A 22,446-nucleotide genomic window follows, 5' to 3' on the forward strand; every position below is an offset into this window, starting at 1 on the left:
GGCCACGGGCGGGCTGCCGCCCCCCTTTTCCCCGGAAGTCCCATGGAAGGCAGGCCCATGTCCTTGATGAATCCACTGCGCCGGCTGAGCCGCCGCACCCTGCTCGCCTGTGCGGGAGCGGCCGCGGCCGGAGCGGCTCTGGCCGTCGGGGTCACGCTGCACGGCACCGGCGCCGAACCCGAGGAACGGGCCCTCACCGGCGCGGAGGTCCAGCGCTTCGCCATGGCCCGGATGAGCACGTACGAGGCCAGCCCCGCCGAGCTGCGGATCACCATTCCCCAGGACGAGGAGCAGGCGATGGTCGTGCACGGCCTCGTCGACTACCGCGTCCACCGGGCGGTGGGGCGCTACAGCATGACGGACCGTCCGTCGCGGGGCGACACGGGCATGCTGGCCTGGGACATGGGGGGCCTGGGTGTGGCTCCCGACAAGGGGGCGCGCGGCGCCGACGCGGGCGTCCAGGGCATCGCCAGGACCGCGTCGGGCATGCGCGGCCCGGCCTGGTCGCCGCGCGCCTACACCACCGACCCGCTCGACATCGCCCTGCGGATGACGCACATGCTCGGCTCGAACCGCCCCGAGAACGCCCAGTTGCTCGCCCAGTCCGGGCCCCGCTGGCTGGGCCGGGAGTCACTCGACGGCAAGGAGTACGACATCGTCTCCGGGCCGCGCCCCTCGGCGAAGGAGAAGCCCGCCGTGCGCACCACCCGCTCCCCGCTGAGGTACTGGATCGGCCCGACGGGGGACCTGCGGCGGGTCGAGGCGACCGTGCGCGGACTGCCCGGTCCTGTGCGCATCGACATCGTGGAGGGCAAGGCCGCCTCCAAGGTGCCCGACGCCCCGTGGGGAGGCCCCGCCCGCCGCGTGTGAGGCCGTGACTACCGGGCGACGGGCGGCCCCTGCGGCTCCGCGTCCGCCGAGCCGTCCTCGTAGCCCCACTTCGTGGTCGCGATCAGCTCGTCGTCGGTCAGGACCGCGTGGTTGCGCTTCTTGGTGCCGGGCTTGCGGCCGAAGACGTACACGTGGGTGCCCTTGCGGGCCAGCTTCCACAGCCGGGCGGCGTCCTTGAGCCGCATGTTGACGCAGCCGTGCGAGCCGCCGCCGTCGTAGATGTCGCTGTAGGTGCCGTGCAGCGCCTGCCCGCCGCTGAAGTACTGCGAGTACGGCATGCGGGCGTTGCCGAAGAGAGTGGAGCGGTCGTGGCGGACCCGCTTGCGGATGTAGTGCATGCCGCCGCGCGTCTCCACGCCGCGCGCACCGGTGCGGATCGGGACCGGCTTCATGAGCAGCTTGCCCTTGGCGCCCGCCTGCACCCACAGCAGCTGCCGGGTCCGGTCCACACAGATCACCGTGTAGCGGCGCTGGGGGCAGCGGCGCGCCTTGTTCGGGGTCGTGCCCGCCTGGACGATCAGCAGCATGCGGTACGTGTGCAGATTCGCCTGGCCGGTGGCGGGCCTGATGCCGTGGCGCTGCTGGAAGGCGCGGATGGCGACGCAGTCCGCCTCGGACTGGACGCCGTTCTGCTTCAGCTTCAGGTACTTCTCCATCTGCCACTGGTAGGGGCCCGTGGCGGCCCGGCACCGGGCCGGGGCCTGCGCGCCGGCCGCCTGCGCGGGCAGGAGCGTCACGCCGACGGCGAGGACCAGACCGACCAGGGTCGCGGCCCGTGCCGCACGCCGCCCGGCCCGCCGGCCCGGCGCACCGCGCCTGCTGCCGTCGGCTTCGTCTATGGCTCTGTCCATGAAGTGATCATGCGATGGGGAGGCCTGCGCCGCAGCGGGCCGTAGGCCGAACAGGGCGTGGGCGGCCGTGCCCCGTCGGCGGGCTTCCATGCGGGCGTGAGGGCGCGAACCGGTGGATCAAGAGGGCCGGGGAAGCGTAAACCTGCAAAGAGTTCAGCGGGACGCGACCTGCCGCCAAAAGTGCCTCGCCAGGGACCATTGCGCCCCGTCCAAGGACTGGCCGTGCATTGCGAACGCGAGTTTACTCAGTGAACAACCTCGGCTTGATGTCGCCGCATGCCCGTCTTCCGGAGGGCGAGCGCCGAGCGAAACGGTTCTTCGCGTACCGGTCGTGGCGCGGCAGGGCCGGGAAGAGGTGTCCGCCGCCACCATGCGCGGGCCCTGTGGACGACTCGCCTTCTCAAGCGGAAAGCAAGCCATGTCGCACGTCGAACGCACTCCTGAGAGGGACATCGACCGGGCGAGGACACGCCACCGACCCCCGGATGGTGCGCACCTGGGCCGAGTTGCGCGCGCCCTGCGACCAGCTGCGGATGATCGGCACCTATCCGGCCGGCGAAGCCGCGGAGCCCACCCCCACCGTCTGGAGACCCCATGACGACACCTGCCGTCGACGCGCCGCGCCTGAGCGGTGCCGAACTCGTGCTGCGCGTGCTCCGGGACGAAGGCGTCGACCACGTCTTCGGCAACCCCGGAACCACCGAACTCCCCCTGATCCAGCAGCTGGCCGACCAGCACGACATCACCTACGTGCTCGCGCTCCAGGAGGCCTCCGCGGTGGCCATGGCGGACGGCCACGCCCGCATCACCGGCCGCCCGGCCTTCGTCAACCTGCACGCGGCCGCGGGCCTCGGCAACGGCATCGGCGCGCTGACCAACGCCGCGGCCGCCCGCCTGCCCATGGTCGTCACCGCGGGGCAGCAGGATCTGCGCCACCTCATCCACGAGCCGGTGCTCGCGGGCGACTTGACCGGCATGGCCACGGCCACGGTCAAGTGGGCCCACGAGGTCGGCACCCGGGCGGAACTCGGCGAAGTGCTGAGCCACGCCTTCCGGGTCGCCCAGGCGCCGCCGACCGGGCCGGTTTTCGTCTCGCTGCCGATGAACCTGCTGGACGAGATGGGCCCGCCGCCACCACCGCGTACGGCCATTCGTTACGCCGCGGCCGCGCCCACGGACGACCTCGCCAAGCTGCTCAACGAAACCCCGGCCGACGAGATCGCGCTGGTCTTCGGGGACGAACTGGCGCGCCACGCCCCCGCCGAGGGCCTTGCCCTCGCCGAGGCGCTCGGGGCACCGGTGTGGGGGGCGGGCTGGCCCGCCACCAACCCCTTCCCGACGGCACACGCGCTGTGGCGCGGCTATCTGCCCACGCACCTGCCGGGCATCCGCACCACGCTCGCCCCGTTCCGGCTGGTGCTCGTCGCCGGAACCCGGACCTTCCCGCTCTACTACCCGTACGCCCCTCGCCCGCTCCTCGACGAGGACACGCACGTCGTCCAGATCACCGCCGACCCGGCGGGCCCCGGGCGCGACACCCCGGTCGACTGCGCCCTCAACGGCCACCTCCAGCCCACGCTCAGTGCGCTGCTCGCCTCGCTGCCGCCGTCGGAGCCTTTCGTACGGGATACGCCTCCACCGCCAACCGGCCCGTCGACCGGCCCACTTGACCCGGAGAGCCTTTCGGCGGCCCTGGCCGCCGCGCTGCCCGACGACGCCCTGGTCGTCGACGAGGCGCCGCACGCCGCCCGCAGCATTCGCGCCGCACTGCGCCTGGAGGCGGCGAACCGCTACCAGTGGGTGTCGGGAGGTCTTGGGTGGGCCATGCCCGCGGCCGTCGGCGTGAGCCTGGCCCACCCGGGCGGGCGGGTGCTGTGCACGGTCGGGGACGGCGCCTCGATGTACTGTCCCCAATCCCTTTGGACGGCCGCTCACTTGGGGCTGCCGATCGGCTTCGTGGTCGCCAACAACCGCGAGTACCGCGTCCTGAAGGACAACTGGCACCACCGGGAACCGGGGGCGAAGCGCCTCCTCGGCATGGACCTGACCCGACCCGAGGTCGACTTCGGCGCGCTGGGGCGGTCCATGGGAGTGCCCGCCCGCCGCGTCACCACCGGCACCGAGCTCGTGCGGGCCGTGCGGGACGGCTACCGCGCCGCGGGGCCGTTCCTCGTCGAGGCCGTCCTCGACGAGGGGTAGAAGGCTAGGCGGGCCGCAGGCGCGTCGCGGTGCGGACCAGGGCGTTGCCGATCAGGCCGCCCGCGACGGCGCCGACCCCGATGGCGGCCGTGGACAGCAGGGCGAGCAGCGCGGCCGTCCCCGCGCCGTCGCGCCCCACCGAGAGCTGGGTGAGGCTCTCGTACACCTGGAGGCTGGGCAGGAGGGCGCCGGTGGTTCCCGGGACGACGACGGCCGCCGCGGGGACGCGCAGCGCCGGACTGCACACCGCCCCGCCCACGCCGAGGGCCGCCGCCGCGCACAGCACCGCCAGCGCGGGCGCGTGCACGGCGTGGGAGACGGCCATGTTCACCGCGCCGCCCAGGACTCCGGCGGCGACGGCCACGGGCAGCAGCCGCCGGGTGCCGCCCATGGAGAAGCAGTTGCCGAGCGCGCCGACCGCCGAGACGACGAGTCCGCCCCAGACGGGCAGCGTGGCGTGGTCGATGTACGGGGCGTACAGGTCCGCCGTCGCCTCGTCGGCGAGCACGGCGACGACGAGCACCCCGGTGGCCATGCCCGCCAGGGCCAGGGTCACGTTGACGGCCCGGGTGGCGGTCATCAGGGAGAAGCCGGTGATGCCGTCCTGCGGCAGCGCGATCAGCGGCACGATCGGCAGCAGCACCACCAGGTTCGCCGCCATCACGGCCGTGCTGTAGGGGACGACGAGGCCGGTGTTGAGCAGCGTGATACCGAGGATCACGGCCAGCGCGGCCTGGGCGGCGATGACGAAGAAGAACGGCATGGCGGCGCGGAACAGCAGCCAGCCGAGCCGGTCGCACGCCATCAGGGCGACCACCGCGGTGAGGGCGGCCCACACCGAGCCGCCCACCTGCAGCGTCACCGAGGCGGCGAGCACCCCGCCGCCCGCCGTGCGCACCCACCAGGGCCAGTAGGGCGGGGTGTCCTGGATGCGTCGCAGGGCCTTCAGGGCCTGGCGTACATCGAGGCGGCCCGCGACCACATGGCTCACCAGGCGGTGCAGCGCCGACATCCGCCTGAGGTCGCGGGGGTCCTCCGAGGTGCGGGTGACGCGCATCATCGACGCCGGGACCTGGTGCGGGGGCGCGTACTGGAGGTGGATGGTGCGGGCCGTGATGTCGATCTCCAGGTGGTTGAGCCCCAGGGCCGTCGAGACCGCGATCACGGACGACTCGATGGTCTGGGTGTCGAACCCGGAGAGGAACAGCTCCTGGCCGAGCCGCAGGGCGAAGTCCATGACCCGGCGGGCGTCGCGTCCGGACAGCTGTTCCGAGCTGAGGTCCACCGCCCCGTCGAACGCCGTGTGCTTCAGGCGTTCCAGGACCTCCCCGCCCTCGGCTTCGCGCCGCTTCCCGCGCTCCTTGTCCTTGTGGTCCTTGTGGTCCTTGCCGTCCTTACTGTCGTCCCGGTCCTTGTCCTCGCGCCCCTCGTGCTTCGCGCCGTCGCCCATATGTTCCTTGCCGCCCTCGGTCGGTTCACCCCGCGGGTCGCCGTTGGTGGCCGCCCCGCGCGTCAACTACGCTACGTGCTCGCTCGATTACTGGCGATCAAGGCTCACTCACGACGTACGGATATGGGCGGTACCCATGGCACGACACGCAGCACCCAAGTCACCCAGGCCCGGTTCCCGCGCACTGCTGCGCGCGGGCCTGACCGTCACGGCCGCGGGCGCCGCCCTCGGTGCGGGCGGGGCGGCGACGGCCAGTGCGGCGCCGCTGTCGGCGACGCAGGCGGTCGGGCTCGCCACGCCGCTCGGCGACGTCGACGCGGCGACCCCGGGGCAGGCGATCACGCAGGCGGTGCACCGCTCGACGGCGGGCGGCCTCGCCCCGGCCAAGAACCTCCAGCTCGACCCGCTGGCCGGCACCGGAGTCGACCCGCTCGACAACTCGCTCGGCACGCAGATCGCGGACTTCAAGCCGGTGAGCACGGCGGCCGCCACCGGCCCGCTCGCCGAGGGCGGCTCCCTGGACGACATGCCGGTGGTGGGGCCCGCGACGGGCCTGCTGCCCGGCTGAGTGCTCAGTCGGCCGCGCCCGGCCCCGACCGCAACGGCACCTCACGGATCAGCCAAGCCGTGAAGAACGTCACGGCGCACACCGCCGCCGTGCCGATCGCGATGCCGTGCAGGCCGCTCGTGACCGCGGAGCGGAAGGCGTCGCGGACCGGCTCGGGCAGGGCGCGCAGGGCCTCGGGTGTGAGCTCGTGGCCGCCCGCGAGACGTGCGCCGTCCGGGCCGAGGCGGTCCGTGAGGGAGTCGGTCACGCGGCCGGTGTGGACGGAGCCGAGCACGGCGACGCCGAGCGAGCCGCCGATGGTGCGCACCAGCGTGGTGGTGCCGCTCGCCGCGCCCATGTCCCGGGGCTCCGCGCTGTTCATGGTGATCAGCAGCGAGGGCTGCATCAGACAGCCGAGGCCCGCGCCGAGCAGCAGTGTCAGCGCGGAGGCCAGGCCCGTCGCGGTGTCCGTGCCGAGGGTGAGCAGGGTCAGGGCGCCCGCCGTGGCCACCGCGCCGCCCGCGATCGGGTACGCGCGGTACCCGGCGCCCTTGCCGACCGCCCGGCCGATGTACAGCTGGGCGCCCATCATGCCGAGCATCAGGGGGAGCAGGAGCAGCCCGCTCTCCGTCGACGAGGCGCCGCGCACGAACTGCATGTACTGCGGCAGATAGCTCGCCGCCCCCAGCATCGCCGCGCCCGCGAGGAAGGTGAGCACCTGCGCGAGCGTGAAGTTGCGGTCGCGGAACAGGCGCGGCGGGATGACGGGTTCGGGCGCGCGCCGCTCCACGCGGACGAAGGCGGCGAGCGCGGCCGCCGAGAGCAGCGCGAGGCCCGCGATCTGCGGGGAGAGCCAGTCGTACGTCGTTCCGCCCCAGGTGCCGAGCAGGGTGAGCGCGAGGATGCCCGCCGTCAGGAGCGCGGCGCCCGCGTAGTCGACGCGGGCCTTGCCACGTTCGGTGCGCACCTGGACGAGCAGGCCGACGATCAGGAGCGCGACGGCGCCGACGGGCACGTTGACGTAGAACACCCAGCGCCAGTCGAGCCGGTCGGTGAGGAAGCCGCCGAGCAGCGGTCCGCCGATCATGGCGGCGGGCAGCATCACGCCGATCATCGACTGCGAGCGCCCGGCCTGCGCGGGCGGCAGCAGCGTCCCGATGAGGGAGAGCGCGCCCACGAAGAGGCCCCCGGCGCCGAGCCCCTGGAGCGCACGGAAGGCGATCAACTGCCCCATGTCCTGGGCGAGTCCGCAGAGCACGGAGCCGACGAGGAAGACCGCGATCGAGGTCAGGTAGCTGCCCTTGCGGCCGTACAGGTCGCCGAGCTTGCCCCAGATCGGGGTGGAGACGGCGGTGGTGAGCAGATAGGCCGTCACCACCCAGGAGAAGTGGCCGAGGCCGCCGAGCTCGCCGACGATCGTCGGGAGCGCGGTGCCGACGATGGTGCCGTCGAGCGTCGCGAGGATGATGCCGAGGAGCAGTCCGGCGACGGCGAGGCGCGAGGGCGGCTCAGGGGCTCCGGCGCGCTCCGTGACGGGGTGTTCGGTCGTGTCCGTACGCTGATTCATCGCTTCCCTCAGGTGTGTGACGTGACGTCAGGCCGCGTACGGGCGGGTGGTCTTCGCCTCACGCAGCGCCCACGCCCACCAGGCGAGCTGGTCGAGCATCGACTTGGCGGCGGCGTCGCTGGCCGGGTCCTTCATCGCGCCCTCCTCGTCGAACAGGCCCCAGGCGTTGTGCAGGCTGACCGTGTTGCGGATGGTCGTCGCGTTCAACTCGGCCATCACCAGGCGGAGTTGCTCCACCGCGCGCAGGCCGCCGGAGATGCCGCCGTAGGAGACGAAGCCGATCGGCTTGGCGTGCCACTGCTCGTTGTGCCAGTCGACGGCGTTCTTCAGGCTCGCCGGGAAGCTGTGGTTGTACTCCGGCGTGACGAAGACGAACGCGTCGGCGGCCGCGAGGCGCGGCGAGACCAGGGCGAGCGCCTCCTCGGTGCCGGGTGCGGCGGGGCCGCCGAAGGGCGGGAAGACCGTGGGCAGCGGGGTCTCGGCCAGGTCGACGACGTCGACGTCCATGTCGTCGCGCTGCGTGATGTGCCTCTTGATCCACTCGGTCACGACGGGCGCGAAGCGGCCCTCGCGGGTGGAGCCGACGAGGACGGCGACGCGGAGCGGGGCCGGGGTCGAGGTGGCGGCGGTGGCGGTGTCGGACATGGGGAACCCCCTGGAATGTGTACGGCGTATCTTTCGCGTACAACGTACACATCGATGTGTACGACGTCTACAAGGGATACGGTGTACGCATGGCCACACAGAAGAAGGGCGAGCCCGAGGTCTCGCTCTGGGAGCGCATGGAGCGCCCGGCAGCCACGCAGCGTGCCGCGCTGACGCCGCAGAAGATCGCGGCGGTGGCGGTGAAGGTCGCCGACGCCGAGGGCTTCGCGGCCGTCACCATGCGCCGCCTCGCCACCGAGCTGGGCGTCGCGCCCATGGCCGCGTACCGCCATGTCTCGGGCAAGGACGACCTGTGGGCGCTGATGGTCGACCGGGTCACGGCCGAGGTCGTCGTCCCCGAGGACGTGACCGGCTGGCGCGAGGTGTTGCGCGCCTACGCCGTCGGCAGCCGTCAACTGATGCTGGAGCACCCCTGGCTAGCCCATCTCCCCACGCCGCACATCGCCCTGACGCCGAACCGAATGGCCATGGCGGAACGGCAGTTGGCGGCCCTGGAGAACCACGGCCTCGACGCCGACACGATCATGACGGCGTTCCGCACCGTCGGCGCCTATGTGCACGGCGTCGGCCAGTCGGAGGTGGCGATGCGCCAGTACATGGAGGACAACGGCTGGACCAGCGGCGACGAGGCGCGCCGCGGACTCGCGCCGCAGATGAGGTACCTGATGGACACCGGCCGCTACCCGGCCTACCGGCGCTACGCCCTCGCGGCGGGCCGCAAGGACGACGCCACCTGGCAGTTCGAGACGGGGCTCGACTGCGTCCTGGACGGCATCGGGGCACGGCTCGGCCTCGACCCGCGGGCATGACGAATCCCCGCGCCCCGTAAGGGGCGCGGGGAACTGCGCGCTCGGCCACGGAACACCCGCAGGCGCCCGACGGCGTGGCGCGGCAAGCCCAGTGGAGCGCCTAGTAGGCGGAGCCCGACGCCCCCAGCGAACCCGTCGGGTGCCAGACCGTCTTGGTCTCCAGGAAGGCCGTCAGGCGGTGCGTGCCCGGGTCGGCCGTGAAGTCCACAGGCTGTGGACGCAGTACGCGCTTGAGGTTGTCCGCGGCCGCGATCTCCAGATCGCGGGCCAGCTCCGTACCCGCCCCCGTGAGGTCGATCGCGTTGACGTCCTGGTGGGCGGCGAGCGGAGCCGCGATCTCGGCGGTCTTCCCGGTGAGGATGTTGACCACGCCGCCGGGCACGTCGGACGTCGCGAGGACCTCGCCCAGCGAGAGCGCGGGCAGCGGGGCCTTCTCCGAGGCGACCACGACGACCGTGTTGCCCGTCGCGATCACCGGGGCGATCACCGAGACCAGGCCCAGGAACGACGACTCCTGGGGGGCGAGCACCGCGACGACGCCCGTCGGCTCCGGCGTCGAGAGGTTGAAGAACGGGCCCGCGACCGGGTTCGCCCCGCCCGCGACCTGGGCGATCTTGTCCGTCCAGCCCGCGTACCAGACCCAGCGGTCGATCGCCGCGTCCACGACCGCGGCGGCCTTGGACTTGGAGAGGCCCTCCGCGTCGGCGACCTCGCGCACGAACTGGTCGCGGCGGCCCTCCAGCATCTCGGCGATGCGGTAGAGGATCTGGCCGCGGTTGTACGCGGTCGCGCCGGCCCAGCCGGCCTGCGCCTTGCGGGCCGCCACGACGGCGTCACGCGCGTCCTTGCGGGACGACAGCGGCGCGTTGGCCAGCCACTTGCCCTTCGGGTCCGTCACCTCGTACACCCGGCCGCTCTCGGAACGCGGGAACTTCCCGCCGACGTACAGCTTGTAGGTCTTGAAGACGCCAAGTCGCTGCTGCTCGGACTTGTCAGACATCGAGGTACGCCTCCAGACCGTGGCGGCCGCCCTCGCGGCCGAAGCCCGACTCCTTGTAGCCGCCGAACGGCGAGGTCGGGTCGAACTTGTTGAACGTGTTGGCCCAGACGACGCCCGCCCGGAGCTTGTTCGCGACCGCGAGGATGCGCGAGCCCTTCTCCGTCCAGATGCCGGCGGAGAGCCCGTACTGCGTGTTGTTGGCCTTGGCGACGGCCTCGTCCGGCGTGCGGAAGGAGAGCACCGAGAGGACCGGGCCGAAGATCTCGTCGCGGGCGATGGTGTGCGCCTGCGTGACGTTCGTGAAGAGCGTCGGCGCGAACCAGTAACCGGAGGACGGCAGTTCGCAGGCGGGCGACCAGCGCTCGGCGCCCTCCGCCTCGCCGGTCTCGGCGAGCGCGGTGATGCGGGCGAGCTGCTCGGCGGAGTTGATCGCGCCGATGTCGGTGTTCTTGTCGAGCGGGTCGCCGAGGCGCAGGGTGGAGAGGCGGCGCTTGAGGGAGTCGAGGAGCTCGTCCTGGATCGACTCCTGGACCAGCAGGCGCGACCCCGCGCAGCAGACCTGGCCCTGGTTGAAGAAGATGCCGGTGACGATGCCCTCGACGGCCTGGTCGATCGGGGCGTCGTCGAAGACGATGTTCGCGCCCTTGCCGCCCAGTTCGAGCGTGACCTTCTTGTCGGTGCCCGCGACCTGGCGCGCGATGGCCTTGCCGACGGCGGTCGAGCCCGTGAAGGCGACCTTGTTCACGTCCGGGTGGGCGGTCAGGGCCGCGCCCGCGTCGCCGTACCCGGGAAGGATGTTGACGACGCCCTTGGGCAGGCCCGCCTGGCGGCAGATGTCCGCGAAGAACAGGGCGCTCAGGGGAGTGGTCTCGGCGGGCTTCAGGACGACCGTGTTGCCGGTCGCGAGCGCCGGGGCGATCTTCCAGGCCAGCATCAGGAGCGGGAAGTTCCAGGGGATGACCTGGCCCGCGACGCCGAGCGGCCGCGGGTCGGCGCCGTACCCCGCGTGGTCGAGCTTGTCGGCCCAGCCCGCGTAGTAGAAGAAGTGCGCGGCGACCAGCGGGAGGTCCGCGTCGCGCGTCTCCTTGATCGGCTTGCCGTTGTCCAGGGTCTCCAGGACGGCCAGCTCGCGGCTGCGCTCCTGGATGATCCGGGCGATCCGGAAGAGGTACTTGGCGCGCTCGGCGCCCGGCAGCGCCGACCACTTCTCGAAGGCCTTGCGGGCGGCCTTCACCGCGCGGTCGACGTCTTCGGAGGAGGCCTGCGCGACCTCGGAGAGGACCTCTTCGGTGGACGGCGAGACCGTCTTGAAGACCTTGCCGTCCGCGGCCTCGGTGAACTCACCGTCGATGAACAGGCCGTACGACGGGGCGATGTCGACGACGGAGCGGGACTCCGGTGCGGGGGCGTACTCGAAGGGAGTGGAAGTCATGGGTCAGTCCACCGTCACGTAGTCGGGGCCGGAGTAGCGTCCTGTGGCCAGCTTCTGACGCTGCATCAGCAGGTCGTTGAGGAGCGAGGAGGCGCCGAAGCGGAACCAGTGGTTGTCCAGCCAGTCGGGCCCCGCCGTCTCGTTGACCAGGACGAGGAACTTCACCGCGTCCTTGGTCGAGCGGATGCCGCCCGCGGGCTTCACTCCGATCTGCACCCCGGTCTGCGCGCGGAAGTCGCGCACGGCCTCCAGCATCAGGAGCGTGTTGGCGGGGGTGGCGTTGACGCCGACCTTGCCGGTCGAGGTCTTGATGAAGTCGGCACCGGCGATCATGCCGATCCAGCTGGCGCGCTTGATGTTGTCGTACGTCGAGAGCTCGCCGGTCTCGAAGATGACCTTCAGGCGGGCGGTGCCGCAGGCCTCCTTCACGGCGCGGATCTGCTCGAAGACCGTCATGTAGTCACCGGAGAGGAAGGCTCCCCGGTCGATGACCATGTCGATCTCGTCGGCGCCGGCCGCGACGGCCTCGCGCACGTCCCCGAGCTTCACGTCGAGGGCGGCGCGGCCCGCGGGGAAGGCGGTCGCGACGGACGCGACCAGCACGCCGCTGCCCGCGACGGCCTCCTTGGCGGTGGCGACCATGTCCGGGTAGACGCAGACGGCGGCGGTGCGCGGGGTGCCGCGGTCGGTCGGGTCGGGGTTGACGGCCTTCGCGCCGAGCGCCCGGACCTTGCCCGGGGTGTCGGCGCCCTCCAGGGTCGTCAGGTCGATCATCGAGATGGCCAGGTCGATGGCGTACGCCTTCGCCGTGGTCTTGATCGAGCGGGTACCGAGCGAGGCGGCGCGCGCCTCCAGGCCGACCGCGTCGACGCCGGGCAGCCCGTGGAGGAAGCGGCGGAGCGTGCTGTCGGACGCGGTCACGTCAGCGAATGCAGTGGGCATGGTCACGAGGGGAGCATATCTACGCGCGTAGCTGCTGTACAGGGGTGGGGGCCGGGGCCCCGCACGGGCCTTCAGGCAGAATCAGGGTATGAGCGACCCCCAGAACCCCGTGGCGGAGCCCGCGTACAAGGACCGCACCTTCCGGTCCCCGGCCGGCATCGCCGGCGGTGTCCTGCTGCTCGCCCTGGGCGCCTGGCTCGGCATCGACGCGGTGATCCGCGGCGAGGGCCGCACCCCGTGGCTCGCGCTCGCCGGGCTGCTCCTCGCGGTGCCGCTGGTCGTCGCGTTCACCGTGCGGCCTGTCGTGTACGCCAACGACGACCGGCTCCGCGTCCGCAACCCCTTCAGGACCATCACGCTGCCCTGGGCGTCCGTCGCGACGCTCCGCTCGGGCTACTCGAACGAGGTCCTCACCAACGACGGCGCCAAGTACCAGCTCTGGGCGATCCCCGTCTCCCTGCGCGGCCGCAAGAAGGCGGCGCGCAGGCAGTCGCAGGCCGCGGCGTCGGGCGACCCGACGGCGGGCGGCCGCCCCTTCCTCGACCCCAACCGGCCGCCCGCGCGCGCCACCGGCGACCAGGCCATGGACGAACTCCGCGAGCTCTCCGAAGCGCGGGCCTCCGCCGAGTCCGCGCAGGGCGAGCCCGCCGTGCGCTGGTCCTTCGAGGTCATCGTGCCGTGCGCGGTGGGCGCGGTGCTCCTCGCGGTGCTGCTCGCGGTGACCTGAGGCTGGCGCTTCTGCGCGTAGGGCTTCTCTACGGAGAGCTCAGCCGCGTAGGGCCTCTCTACGGAGAGCTCAACCGCGTAAGGCTTCTCTACGGAGGGCCCAGCCACGCCAGGAGCATGTGGCCGCCGAACGCGGCCGAGCACAGTGCCGCCGCCGACAGCAGCGTCACCATCACGTGCGTGCGGGCCCGCGCGAGCGCCACGGCGAGCGGCAGCAGCAGCGGGAAGCCGGGCAGCAGGAAGCGCGCCCGCGGGAAGTACACCCCGCTGCTGCCGAGCACGATCAGCAGGAGCAGCCCCGTGAAGAGCAGCAGGGGCAGCGGCTGCCGGTCGGCCGCCGAGAGCACGTAGAGGACGACCGAGCCGAGCAGCACCGCCGTCACCATCGCGAGGAACAGCTGCGGCCGCTCGATCACGAACAGGCCGTGCATGCGGCGCAGCGTCTCCACGCCGCCGTCCCACTCGTTGTGCCACAGCTTCTGTACGGCGAAGTAGCCGTCCCAGCGGCCCAGGCGCAGGCCCACCCACCCGACGTACGCGAGCCAGCCCAGCGGAGCGAGCAGGGCCCCCAGGAGGGGGCGTACGCGAAAGCCGCGGCGCAGCGCGAGCAGTGCCGTCAGGGAGACCGCCGCCGCGAGCGCCACCCCGGTGGGGCGGGTCAGACCCGCGAGCGAGGCTAGGGCCCCCGCCCACAGCCAGCGGCCCGTCAGGACCGCGTACAGCGACCACGCGGCCAGCGCCGTGAAGAGCGACTCCGTGTAGCCCATCCACTGCACGAGCGCCACGGGCAGGCTGCCCCAGAGCGTGGCCAGGACGACGCCCGTGCGGCGGCCGTACAGCCGGTCGCCCACCGCGAAGATCCCCCACGCGGCGACGAACGAGGACACCAGCGCGACCGCGAGCCCGACCGCTCCGCGCGGCAGCGCGGGGGCGAGGGTCTCACCCGCCCTGATCAGGGTCGGGAGCAGCGGGAAGAACGCGAGGTTGTTCGCGTCGAACTGGGAGCCGAGGGTGTCCGCGTACCCGCGCTCCGCGATCTTCAGGTACCAGTCGCAGTCCCAGGACTCCGCGAGCAGGTGCCAGATGCCTCGGTGTTTTTTGCGTGCCCACAGGGCGAAGGCCAGGGCGCCGAGCAGGCGTACCGTCGCGTACGCCAGGAGCGCGGGCGACGCGTGGCGCAGGGCGCGGGCCGCGCGCTCGGCGCGGCCGGGGCGCGGGTGCGCGGCGTTGCGAGGGCTCCTGGAGGCGGGGACGACCGGGGACGGGGCGGCGGTCGAGGACTCGGAGATTCCGTACGGCACTGCGGCAGCTCCCGGAACGTGATCGTGCGCTACCGGTCGTCCCTTCCTGGAGGACCGGCAGCGCACCGGATCGCTGCGGCAGCTGCGCTAGCGGAACCACCCGTCCGGGTGGCCCGCGGTGGGGCGGGGGCCGCTCAGATGCCCGCCGCCGCGGACAGGTCGCGCTTGATCGCCGCGAGGAGCTCCGTGGCCTTGGCCCGGGCCGCGGGGAGCCCGGCCTTGTCCGCCACCGGGACCACGACCTCCAGGTAGCACTTGAGCTTCGGCTCCGTGCCGCTGGGGCGGACGATGACGCGGGCGCCGTCGAGGGTGTAGCGCAGGCCGTCGGTGGGCGGGAGCTTGTCCGTGCCCTTCGTCAGGTCCTCCGCCTCGGTGACCCGCAGGCCCGCGAGCTCCGTCGGCTGCCGCTCGCGCAGGCGGCGCATCGCGTCGGCGATCAGGGACAGGTCCTCCACACGGACCGACAGCTGGTCGGTGGCGTGCAGGCCGTGCTCCACCGCGAGGTCGTCGAGCAGGTCGAGGAAGGTGCGGTTCTCCTCCTTGAGCTCGGAGGCCAGCTCGGTGAGCAGGAGCGCCGCCGTGATGCCGTCCTTGTCGCGTACGCCCTCGGGGTCGACGCAGTAGCCGAGCGCCTCCTCGTAGCCGTAGCGCAGGCCGTCGACGCGGGCGATCCACTTGAAGCCGGTGAGGGTCTCCTCGTACGGCAGGCCCGCCTTCTCGGCGATCCGGCCGAGGAGGGAGGAGGAGACGATCGACTCCGCGAAGGTGCCCCGCGCTCCGCGGTTGACCAGGTGCGCGGCGAGGAGGGCGCCCACCTCGTCGCCGCGGAGCATCCGCCAGTCCTCGCCGTCCTTGACGGCCGCGGCGCAGCGGTCCGCGTCCGGGTCGTTGGCGATGATCAGGTCCGGGGCGGGGGTGGTGCGGGCCGCCGTCGCGAAGGCCAGGTCCATCGCGCCCGGCTCCTCCGGGTTGGGGAACGCGACGGTCGGGAAGTCCGGGTCGGGCTCCGCCTGCTCGGCGACGAGGACCGGGGCGGGGAAGCCGGCGCGGGCGAAGGCCGCGAGCAGGGTGTCCTTGCCGACGCCGTGCATCGCCGTGTAGACGGCGCGGGCGGTGCGGGGGGAGTCCGGGGCCAGGACGGCGTCCGTACGGGCCAGGTAGGCCTCCAGGACGTCGTCGCCGAGGGTCTCCCAGCCGGCCTCGGGGCGGGGTACGTCGTGGAGCGAGGTGATGGCGTCGATCTCGGCTGCGATCTCCGCGTCCGCGGGCGGGACGATCTGGGAGCCGTCGCCGAGGTAGACCTTGTAGCCGTTGTCGCGCGGGGGGTTGTGGCTGGCCGTCACCTCGACGCCCGCCACCGCGCCCAGGTGCCTTATGGCGAAGGCGAGGACGGGGGTGGGCAGGGGGCGGGGGAGCACGGCGGCCCTGAGGCCCGCGCCGGTCATGACGGCGGCGGTGTCGCGGGCGAAGTCGGCCGACTTGTGGCGGGCGTCGTAGCCGATGACGACGAGGCCGTCGGTCCGGTTCTCGGACTTCAGGTACGCGGCGAGGCCGGCGGCGGCGCGGATGACCACGTTGCGGTTCATGCGCATGGGGCCCGCGCCGAGTTCGCCGCGGAGTCCCGCGGTGCCGAACTGGAGGGTGCCGGAGAAGCGTGCGGCCAGCTCGTCGGTGTCCGCGGAGTCGATGAGCTTGGCCAGCTCTTCGCGGGTCTCGGGGTCCGGGTCCTCGGCCAGCCAGGCCTGGGCCCGTGCGATGAGTTCGGAGGTGTCCTGCACGTCGTTTCAGCCTCTCGTGTGCGGGGGGTCGGGGCTGCGCCTTGGGTCTGTTCGTGGGGCGGGGCCGCGGGGGTACGTGCGTACTCGCCATCCCTGCGCCGCGCCGCGCGGACAAAGACGCCATTGTGCGCTCGGTGCTCCGTGCGCACATACCCCCGCGGCCCCTCGGGGCGCGATGGCGGCTGCGGCTGCGGGGCCGTGGGAGCTTGCCTGTCGGTGACCGCGGCGGGGGCAGCCGCACCGGGGGCGGTCCGCTGTGGGCAGTCGTGCCGGGGGGGGGCGCCTCGGGAACCCAAGGCGCCCCCGCCGTCAGATGCGGCCCAGGACCTTGCCGAGGAGTTCGCCCATGCGGGTGGCGCTGTCGCGGCCCGCCTGCAGGACCTCCTCGTGGTTCAGCGGCTCGCCCGTCATGCCCGCGGCGAGGTTGGTGACCAGGGAGATGCCGAGCACCTCGGCGCCGGCCTCGCGCGCGGCGATGGCCTCGAGGACCGTCGACATGCCCACCAGGTCCGCGCCGATCGTGCGGGCCATGCGGATCTCCGCCGGCGTCTCGTAGTGCGGGCCGGGGAACTGCGCGTACACGCCCTCTTCGAGGGACGGGTCGATCTCCTTGCAGAGGGCGCGCAGACGGGGGGAGTACAGGTCCGTCAGGTCGACGAAGTTCGCGCCGACGATCGGCGACGTCGCCGTGAGGTTCAGGTGGTCGCTGATCAGCACCGGCTGGCCGGGGCGCATGCCCTCGCGCAGGCCGCCGCAGCCGTTGGTGAGCACGATCGTCTTGCAGCCCGCGGCCACGGCGGTACGGACGCCGTGCGCGACGGCCGCGACGCCCCGGCCCTCGTAGTAGTGGGTGCGGCCCAGGAAGACCATCACACGCTTGTCGCCGACCTTGAAGGAGCGGATCTTGCCGCCGTGGCCCTCGACCGCAGGCGGCGGGAAGCCGGGCAGCTCGGTGACGGGGAACTCGGCCTCGGGGGTGCCGAGCGCGTCGACGGCCGGCGCCCAGCCGGAGCCCATCACGAGGGCGACGTCGTGGGTCTCGGCGCCCGTCAGCTCGCGCAGGCGCGCGGCGGCGGCGTCGGCGGCGGCGTAGGGGTCGCCCTGGATGTCGTCCGGAATAACTGAAGCGTTCACGTCGATGAGAGTAGCCGGTCACGCCCTACGCGCGTAGATGACGATGCTCACGGGATTTCGATCGTTGTCTTGTTGTTTTCGACGAGAGCGGGGCGGGAGGCGTCAGCAGGGGCGCTTGCGGAGTTCCATCACGTAGTCGTGGGGGGCGCCTGCCGATTCCGCGGCGTCCGCCAGTTCGCCCAGGTAGCGGGCCGAGGGGAGGCCGCCTTCGTAGCCGTTGAGGACGTACACCCAGGCGGGCTCCTCGCCCTCCAGGGTGTGGACGCGCACGCGCATGCGGCGGTAGATGTCCAGGCCCACGCCTTCCCAGCGGTCCATGGAGTCCTCGTCCATGGGGGCGATGTCGTAGAGCGTGACGAAGACCTGGGAACGAGGGGCCTCGACGATGGTGGCGAGGGCGCCCTCCCAGCCCATGTGCTCTCCGCCGAAGGTGAGCCGCCAGCCGTTCAGCCAGCCGGTCGCGCGCAGCGGGGAGTGCGGGGCGCGGCGTGACATGAGCCGCGGATCCAGATTGCCGGCATACGCGGCGTAGAGCGACATGAGGTCGAGGGTACGGCAGCGATCGGGTGTGCCCCTCCCGTGGCGGAAGGACCGCTCGGACGGGGTGCGTGCACGGACGGAGGGCCCCGGGGCGAAGCTGGTTGAAGCGTGCGGGACAATGGAGTACGTGACTCGGATCGTGATCATTGGCGGCGGACCCGGCGGATACGAGGCGGCTCTTGTGGCCGCCCAGCTCGGCGCGGAGGTGACCGTCGTCGACTGCGACGGTCTGGGCGGGGCGTCGGTGCTCACCGACTGCGTTCCGTCGAAGACTCTGATCGCGACGGCCGAGGTGATGACCAGCTTCGATTCGTCGTACGAAGAGCTCGGGATCATCGTCGCGGACGACACCCCGCACATCGACACCCCCGCGCGCGTGGTCGGCGTGGACCTGGGGAAGGTCAACCGCCGTGTGAAGCGCCTCGCGCTCGCGCAGTCCCACGACATCACCGCCTCCGTCACGCGTGCGGGCGCGCGCGTGCTGCGCGGCCGCGGCCGCCTGGAGGGCCAGCAGGACATCGACGGCTCGCGCAAGGTGATCGTGCGCGCGGCCGACGGGAGCGAGGAAACTCTTGTCGCCGATGCCGTGCTCATCGCCACCGGTGGCCACCCGCGCGAGGTGCCCGACGCCCAGCCCGACGGCGAGCGCATCCTCAACTGGACCCAGGTGTACGACCTGGACGAGCTCCCCGAGGAGCTCATCGTGGTCGGCTCCGGTGTCACCGGTGCCGAGTTCGCCGGCGCCTATCAGGCCCTCGGTTCGAACGTCACGCTCGTGTCCAGCCGCGACCGGGTGCTTCCGGGCGAGGACCCGGACGCCGCCGCCGTCCTGGAGGACGTCTTCCGCCGCCGCGGCATGAACGTCATGTCCCGCTCCCGCGCCGCATCCGCCAAGCGCGTCGGGGACCGGGTCGAGGTCACGCTCAACGACGGCCGCGTCATCTCCGGTACCCACTGCCTGATGGCCGTCGGTGCCATCCCGAACAGCAGCGGCATGGGTCTGGAGGAGGCCGGGGTCAAGCTGAAGGACTCCGGGCACATCTGGACGGACAAGGTCTCGCGCACGTCCGCTCCCGGCGTGTACGCCGCCGGTGACGTCACCGGCGTCTTCGCGCTCGCCTCCGTCGCCGCCATGCAGGGGCGCATCGCGATGTACCACTTCCTGGGCGACGCGGTGACGCCGCTGAACCTGAAGACCGTGTCCGCGAACGTCTTCACGGACCCGGAGATCGCGACCGTCGGCTACAGCCAGGCCGACGTCGACGCGGGCAAGATCGACGCCCGGGTCGTCAAGCTGCCGCTGCTGCGCAACCCGCGCGCGAAGATGCAGGGCATCCGCGACGGCTTCGTCAAGATCTTCTGCCGTCCGGGCACGGGGATCGTGGTCGGCGGTGTGGTCGTCGCGCCGCGCGCTTCGGAACTGATCCATCCCATCTCGATCGCGGTCGACAACAATCTGACGGTCGAGCAGATCGCGAATGCGTTCACCGTGTACCCATCGCTTTCGGGGTCGATCGCCGAGGTGGCGCGTCAACTCCACACGCGGAAGGCGGCCGGCGAGGGCTGATCCAGGCGGCGGCTTGAATCAACTCTTCGCAGGTCACGCACTGTTGCGAACCATTCGCGCGGCATAGGTGGAGCGAGTAAGCACCTATACCACTTCCCACCCTGTCGTGCGAACAACTTCTGTAATTCGGCGCAAACTGCTGAAAGCAGACGGTCGTTGGGGTTACTGTCAGTTTCGTGTTCGCTGCAGAACGTCGCCAATTGATCCTCGAAATGGTGCGGGCCAACGGGGCGGTATCGCTCCGTGAGCTCGCCCGCGTCGTCCAGACCTCCGAAGTGACCGTACGGCGGGACGTGCGCGCGCTGGAGGCAGAAGGACTCCTCGACCGCAGACATGGCGGTGCGGTATTGCCGGGCGGATTCACGCGGGAGTCCGGCTTTCCGCAGAAATCACATCTCGCGACCGCCGAGAAGACGGCCATCGCCGATCTCGCGGCGGGTCTCGTCGAAGAAGGCGAAGCCATCGTCGTCGGGGCCGGTACGACCACGCAGGAGCTGGCCCGACGGCTCGCGCGGGTTCCCGGTCTGACCGTCGTCACCAACTCCCTGCTGGTGGCACAGGCGTTGGCCCACGCCAACAGGGTGGAAGTCGTCATGACCGGCGGCACCCTGCGCGGTTCCAACTACGCACTGGTGGGCAGCGGCGCCGAGCAGTCCCTCCAGGGGCTGCGGGTGTCGCGGGCGTTCCTCTCGGGCAGTGGTCTGACCGCCGAGCGCGGCCTGTCCACGTCCAACATGCTCTCCGCGAGCGTGGACCGCGCCCTGGTCCAGGCGGCCGCCGAGGTCGTGGTCCTCGCCGACCACACCAAGCTCGGCACCGACACGATGTTCCAGACGGTGCCGACGGACGTCATCACCCGCCTGGTCACGGACGAGCCCCCGGCGCACGACGACCGGGCGGCCACGGAACTGCAGGCCCTGGCCGACCAGGGCGTGCAGATCGCGGTGGCGGGCGGATCCGCCAGCCCTAACGCAGGGCCCGGTGCCGATTCCGTCCCGGCGGGGCGCCAGCCGCGCCGGGACGTGCCCCTGCCGGGTCAGCGTCGCAACCACGGGGCGGGCCCTGGCCAGCAGCTGCGCAGCGCGATCCTCGGGGAGCAGCCGCCCGGGGAGCGGGCCGCGCGGGTCGCGGACCTGCGCCGTCGCTGAGACCCGGGCGGGGCCGGTACGGCCGCACCGACGGGCCGTGACGGACCGTGACGGCAGGGGTGCCGGAGCGGGCGTCAGGCCGCGGCCCGACCGTCGGCCTTCAGGCCCCGCAGGGTCAGCGTGAGCAGCCGGTCGGCCAACTCCGGGTCGTCCGGGGTCTCTTCGGCCGCCAGCGAGATCGCGTTGGTCAGCTGGAGCAGATCCGAGATGGAGACGTCGGGGCGCACGGCCCCCGCCTCCTGCGCGCGGGCGAGCAGCGCCGAGCCCGCCTCGCGCATCGGCTTGCTGCACCGCGCGAGCGCCGAACTGTCGTCGTGCGACGCCGACATGAGCGCGCTCGACAGGCCGCGGTACTCACCCGCATGAGTGACGATCGAGCGCAGCCACGCCACCAGAGCGGCGCACGGCTGCGGGGCGTCGAGCAGGGCGTGCGAGCGGGCGAGCAGGTCGCTCACCGCGTCCTCCCAGACCGCGCTCATCAGCGCGTGCCGGTTGGGGAAGTGCCGGTACAGCGTGCCGATGCCGACGCCCGCGCGGCGCGCCACGTCCTCCAGGGAGGCGCCCGTGCCGTGCTCGGCGAAGGCGGCGCGCGCCTCGGCGAGCAGCCGGTCGTAGTTGCGGCGGGCGTCGGCCCGCATGGTGCGCGCCGGCTGTGCCGCCTGCTGCGGCGGTCTCGCCTGCTGGCCCGTGCCGGTCGTCATCCCCGCACCCTTCGTGAACGTACGCGTCCCTCAAGGATGCCACTGCCCGCCGGGCACGTCCGGGCGAGGTCAGGACAGCCGGTGGCCGAAGAACGCGTCCAGCTCCGCCCTGGCCCTGCGCTCGCGCCGGTGCGGGGGCAGGGCGCCGCCGCGCAGGTTCCTGGTCAGCCAGAGCACCAGGGGGTACGTGACGCAGGTGCCGACGACGGCTCCGCTGAGGATGCCGGTGGCCAGGTCTCCCATGATCAACTCACCTTCGTGCGGGTCTTCTTCGTGCTCTTGGCGCTCTTGGCGCCCGGACGGAAGCCGTCGCGGGCCGTGGCGATCATCGTGGCGCCGTTGTCGGGGACGACCGCGCCGTAGCCCAGCAGCCGCCAGCGCGCGTCGACGGCGTCGCTCTCGTAGTACGGCACGGGGCCGGCCGCCGAGGGCACCAGGAGCGGCGCGGGCTCCCGGGCGCAGCCGTGGCAGGCGGCGACCTCGTCGGCGCCGTCCACGGCGACCGGGGGCGCCACGCGCGCGTGCCCGCGTTCGTGCAGCGGATTGAAGTAGCAGGGCGGGTCGGGCCGCAGCGGCAGCTCCGTCACCAGGGACTCCAGGGCACGCATCCCGACGCGGCTGAACTCGACGCCCGCGACGAGCTCTCCCAGGGCGTACGCGGTGTCGTACGCGGGGTCCGGGCTGCGCGGCCCCTCGTCGGCGGGGTGGAGCGCGGAGTGGATCACCGAGTTGCTCGCCTGGATCGACGCCGTCACGGCGAACGAGGCCAGCTCCGTGCGGAGTTGGGGCGCGAGCGAGCAGGTGTGGTGCAGGGCGTCGCCGAGCGCCGACGCATCGGAGAGCAGCGCCGCGCGCTCCTCGGCGTGCGGGCGCAGGGCCTCTGGATCACCGTGCGGATCCGGCAGCGGCGCGCGCCAGTCGGGCGCGGGCAGCGGCAGGGCGAAGGTGTAGGGGCGTCGCCGCCCCATCGGCAGCCTGGTGAAGCGCCGCAGCAGCGCCACGGACAGGCCTGCGGCCAGGCCGAGCACGAGCCCTGCCTCGAAACGCTGTCCGGTGTCCGCGGACGCCGTGAGCCAGGCGCTGGTGGTGAGGGCGCCCGCGGCGGCGAGCAGGCCCAGTACGTCCCCCGTGCGTGTCACTGAAGTCCCCCCGTGGTCTTCGGTTCTACGTGGGAGTAGGACGCGGGGAGGGGGCGCG

At 72.5% G+C, this 22,446-nt stretch carries 21 protein-coding genes; 7 read left to right on the plus strand and 14 right to left on the minus strand.

From position 1 onward, the window contains the following. Positions 1-57: 57 nt before the first annotated feature. The gene (locus ACZ4D5_RS18705) at positions 58-870 is read left to right on the plus strand and encodes a hypothetical protein (protein WP_467773439.1); all 813 of its coding nucleotides are present in this window, start codon (positions 58-60) and stop codon (positions 868-870) included. An 8-nt stretch (positions 871-878) separates the two neighbouring features. Here ACZ4D5_RS18705 and ACZ4D5_RS18710 read toward each other — a convergent pair whose 3' ends face one another. After that, positions 879-1,742, minus strand: coding sequence for a L,D-transpeptidase (locus tag ACZ4D5_RS18710; protein WP_467773440.1), 864 nt, complete (start codon positions 1,740-1,742; stop codon positions 879-881). A 594-nt stretch (positions 1,743-2,336) separates the two neighbouring features. On the opposite strand from ACZ4D5_RS18710, the gene ACZ4D5_RS18715 reads away from it, so the two are divergent. After that, a complete protein-coding gene (locus tag ACZ4D5_RS18715; RefSeq protein ID WP_467773441.1) occupies positions 2,337-3,941 on the plus strand; it encodes a thiamine pyrophosphate-binding protein in 1,605 nt (534 codons plus the stop codon). A 4-nt stretch (positions 3,942-3,945) separates the two neighbouring features. Here ACZ4D5_RS18715 and ACZ4D5_RS18720 read toward each other — a convergent pair whose 3' ends face one another. After that, the gene (locus ACZ4D5_RS18720) at positions 3,946-5,457 is read right to left on the minus strand and encodes a threonine/serine exporter family protein (protein WP_467773442.1); all 1,512 of its coding nucleotides are present in this window, start codon (positions 5,455-5,457) and stop codon (positions 3,946-3,948) included. A gap of 70 nt (positions 5,458-5,527) precedes the next feature. Here ACZ4D5_RS18720 and ACZ4D5_RS18725 point away from each other — a divergent pair, with 70 nt between their 5' ends. Beyond that, complete coding sequence (locus ACZ4D5_RS18725) at positions 5,528-5,959, plus strand: hypothetical protein (protein WP_467773443.1); 432 nt, start codon at positions 5,528-5,530, stop codon at positions 5,957-5,959. Positions 5,960-5,963: 4 nt separating this feature from the next. Here the strand turns inward: ACZ4D5_RS18725 and ACZ4D5_RS18730 are convergent, their stop codons facing one another. Both ACZ4D5_RS18730 and ACZ4D5_RS18735 read right to left on the minus strand, forming a co-directional pair. Continuing rightward, on the minus strand, positions 5,964-7,505 hold the full coding sequence (locus ACZ4D5_RS18730) for a DHA2 family efflux MFS transporter permease subunit (protein WP_467773444.1): 1,542 nt from the start codon (positions 7,503-7,505) through the stop codon (positions 5,964-5,966). A gap of 27 nt (positions 7,506-7,532) precedes the next feature. Beyond that, complete coding sequence (locus ACZ4D5_RS18735; RefSeq protein WP_467773445.1) at positions 7,533-8,150, minus strand: NADPH-dependent FMN reductase; 618 nt, start codon at positions 8,148-8,150, stop codon at positions 7,533-7,535. 89 nt (positions 8,151-8,239) lie between these two features. On the opposite strand from ACZ4D5_RS18735, the gene ACZ4D5_RS18740 reads away from it, so the two are divergent. After that, positions 8,240-8,980, plus strand: coding sequence for a TetR/AcrR family transcriptional regulator (locus tag ACZ4D5_RS18740; protein WP_467773446.1), 741 nt, complete (start codon positions 8,240-8,242; stop codon positions 8,978-8,980). Positions 8,981-9,080: 100 nt separating this feature from the next. Here the strand turns inward: ACZ4D5_RS18740 and ACZ4D5_RS18745 are convergent, their stop codons facing one another. The 3 genes from ACZ4D5_RS18745 to deoC are packed head-to-tail and all read right to left on the minus strand — an operon-like array spanning position 9,081 to position 12,354. Continuing rightward, the gene (locus tag ACZ4D5_RS18745; RefSeq protein ID WP_467773447.1) at positions 9,081-9,980 is read right to left on the minus strand and encodes an aldehyde dehydrogenase family protein; all 900 of its coding nucleotides are present in this window, start codon (positions 9,978-9,980) and stop codon (positions 9,081-9,083) included. Beyond that, a complete protein-coding gene (locus ACZ4D5_RS18750) occupies positions 9,973-11,412 on the minus strand; it encodes an aldehyde dehydrogenase family protein (RefSeq protein ID WP_467773448.1) in 1,440 nt (479 codons plus the stop codon). The genes ACZ4D5_RS18745 and ACZ4D5_RS18750 overlap by 8 nt, the downstream gene beginning before the upstream one ends. Positions 11,413-11,415: 3 nt before the next feature. Continuing rightward, positions 11,416-12,354: a deoxyribose-phosphate aldolase gene (deoC, locus tag ACZ4D5_RS18755; RefSeq protein WP_467773449.1), complete on the minus strand. Its 939-nt coding sequence runs from the start codon at positions 12,352-12,354 to the stop codon at positions 11,416-11,418. 88 nt (positions 12,355-12,442) lie between these two features. On the opposite strand from deoC, the gene ACZ4D5_RS18760 reads away from it, so the two are divergent. Beyond that, complete coding sequence (locus ACZ4D5_RS18760) at positions 12,443-13,081, plus strand: PH domain-containing protein (RefSeq protein ID WP_467773450.1); 639 nt, start codon at positions 12,443-12,445, stop codon at positions 13,079-13,081. 88 nt (positions 13,082-13,169) lie between these two features. Here the strand turns inward: ACZ4D5_RS18760 and ACZ4D5_RS18765 are convergent, their stop codons facing one another. The 4 genes from ACZ4D5_RS18765 to ACZ4D5_RS18780 form a co-directional block, all read right to left on the minus strand. Beyond that, entirely contained in the window at positions 13,170-14,381 is a 1,212-nt protein-coding gene (locus ACZ4D5_RS18765) for a hypothetical protein (RefSeq protein WP_467773451.1), read from the minus strand. 134 nt (positions 14,382-14,515) lie between these two features. Further along, a complete protein-coding gene (locus ACZ4D5_RS18770; protein ID WP_467773452.1) occupies positions 14,516-16,159 on the minus strand; it encodes a phospho-sugar mutase in 1,644 nt (547 codons plus the stop codon). 309 nt (positions 16,160-16,468) lie between these two features. Beyond that, positions 16,469-17,293 carry a purine-nucleoside phosphorylase gene (locus ACZ4D5_RS18775; RefSeq protein WP_467773453.1) on the minus strand — a complete coding sequence of 275 codons (825 nt, stop codon included), beginning with the start codon at positions 17,291-17,293 and terminating at the stop codon, positions 16,469-16,471. A 102-nt stretch (positions 17,294-17,395) separates the two neighbouring features. Then, the gene (locus ACZ4D5_RS18780; RefSeq protein ID WP_361170463.1) at positions 17,396-17,833 is read right to left on the minus strand and encodes a gamma-glutamylcyclotransferase family protein; all 438 of its coding nucleotides are present in this window, start codon (positions 17,831-17,833) and stop codon (positions 17,396-17,398) included. A 118-nt stretch (positions 17,834-17,951) separates the two neighbouring features. Between ACZ4D5_RS18780 and ACZ4D5_RS18785 the strand changes: the two genes are divergently transcribed. Together ACZ4D5_RS18785 and ACZ4D5_RS18790 are read left to right on the plus strand one after the other, a co-directional pair. Next, positions 17,952-19,400: an NAD(P)H-quinone dehydrogenase gene (locus ACZ4D5_RS18785; protein WP_467773454.1), complete on the plus strand. Its 1,449-nt coding sequence runs from the start codon at positions 17,952-17,954 to the stop codon at positions 19,398-19,400. 176 nt (positions 19,401-19,576) lie between these two features. After that, positions 19,577-20,548: a DeoR/GlpR family DNA-binding transcription regulator gene (locus ACZ4D5_RS18790; RefSeq protein ID WP_467773455.1), complete on the plus strand. Its 972-nt coding sequence runs from the start codon at positions 19,577-19,579 to the stop codon at positions 20,546-20,548. 74 nt (positions 20,549-20,622) lie between these two features. Here ACZ4D5_RS18790 and ACZ4D5_RS18795 read toward each other — a convergent pair whose 3' ends face one another. The 3 genes from ACZ4D5_RS18795 to ACZ4D5_RS18805 all read right to left on the minus strand — a co-directional run bounded on the left by ACZ4D5_RS18795 (position 20,623) and on the right by ACZ4D5_RS18805 (position 22,388). Continuing rightward, on the minus strand, positions 20,623-21,186 hold the full coding sequence (locus tag ACZ4D5_RS18795) for a TetR/AcrR family transcriptional regulator (RefSeq protein WP_467773593.1): 564 nt from the start codon (positions 21,184-21,186) through the stop codon (positions 20,623-20,625). A gap of 132 nt (positions 21,187-21,318) precedes the next feature. After that, positions 21,319-21,492, minus strand: coding sequence for a hypothetical protein (locus tag ACZ4D5_RS18800; protein ID WP_467773456.1), 174 nt, complete (start codon positions 21,490-21,492; stop codon positions 21,319-21,321). Between the two features lie 2 nt (positions 21,493-21,494). Further along, on the minus strand, positions 21,495-22,388 hold the full coding sequence (locus ACZ4D5_RS18805) for a GumC domain-containing protein (protein WP_467773457.1): 894 nt from the start codon (positions 22,386-22,388) through the stop codon (positions 21,495-21,497). Between the last annotated feature and the right edge of the window lie 58 nt (positions 22,389-22,446).

It is taken from the genome of Streptomyces sp. NPDC025651 (genome assembly GCF_055558735.1).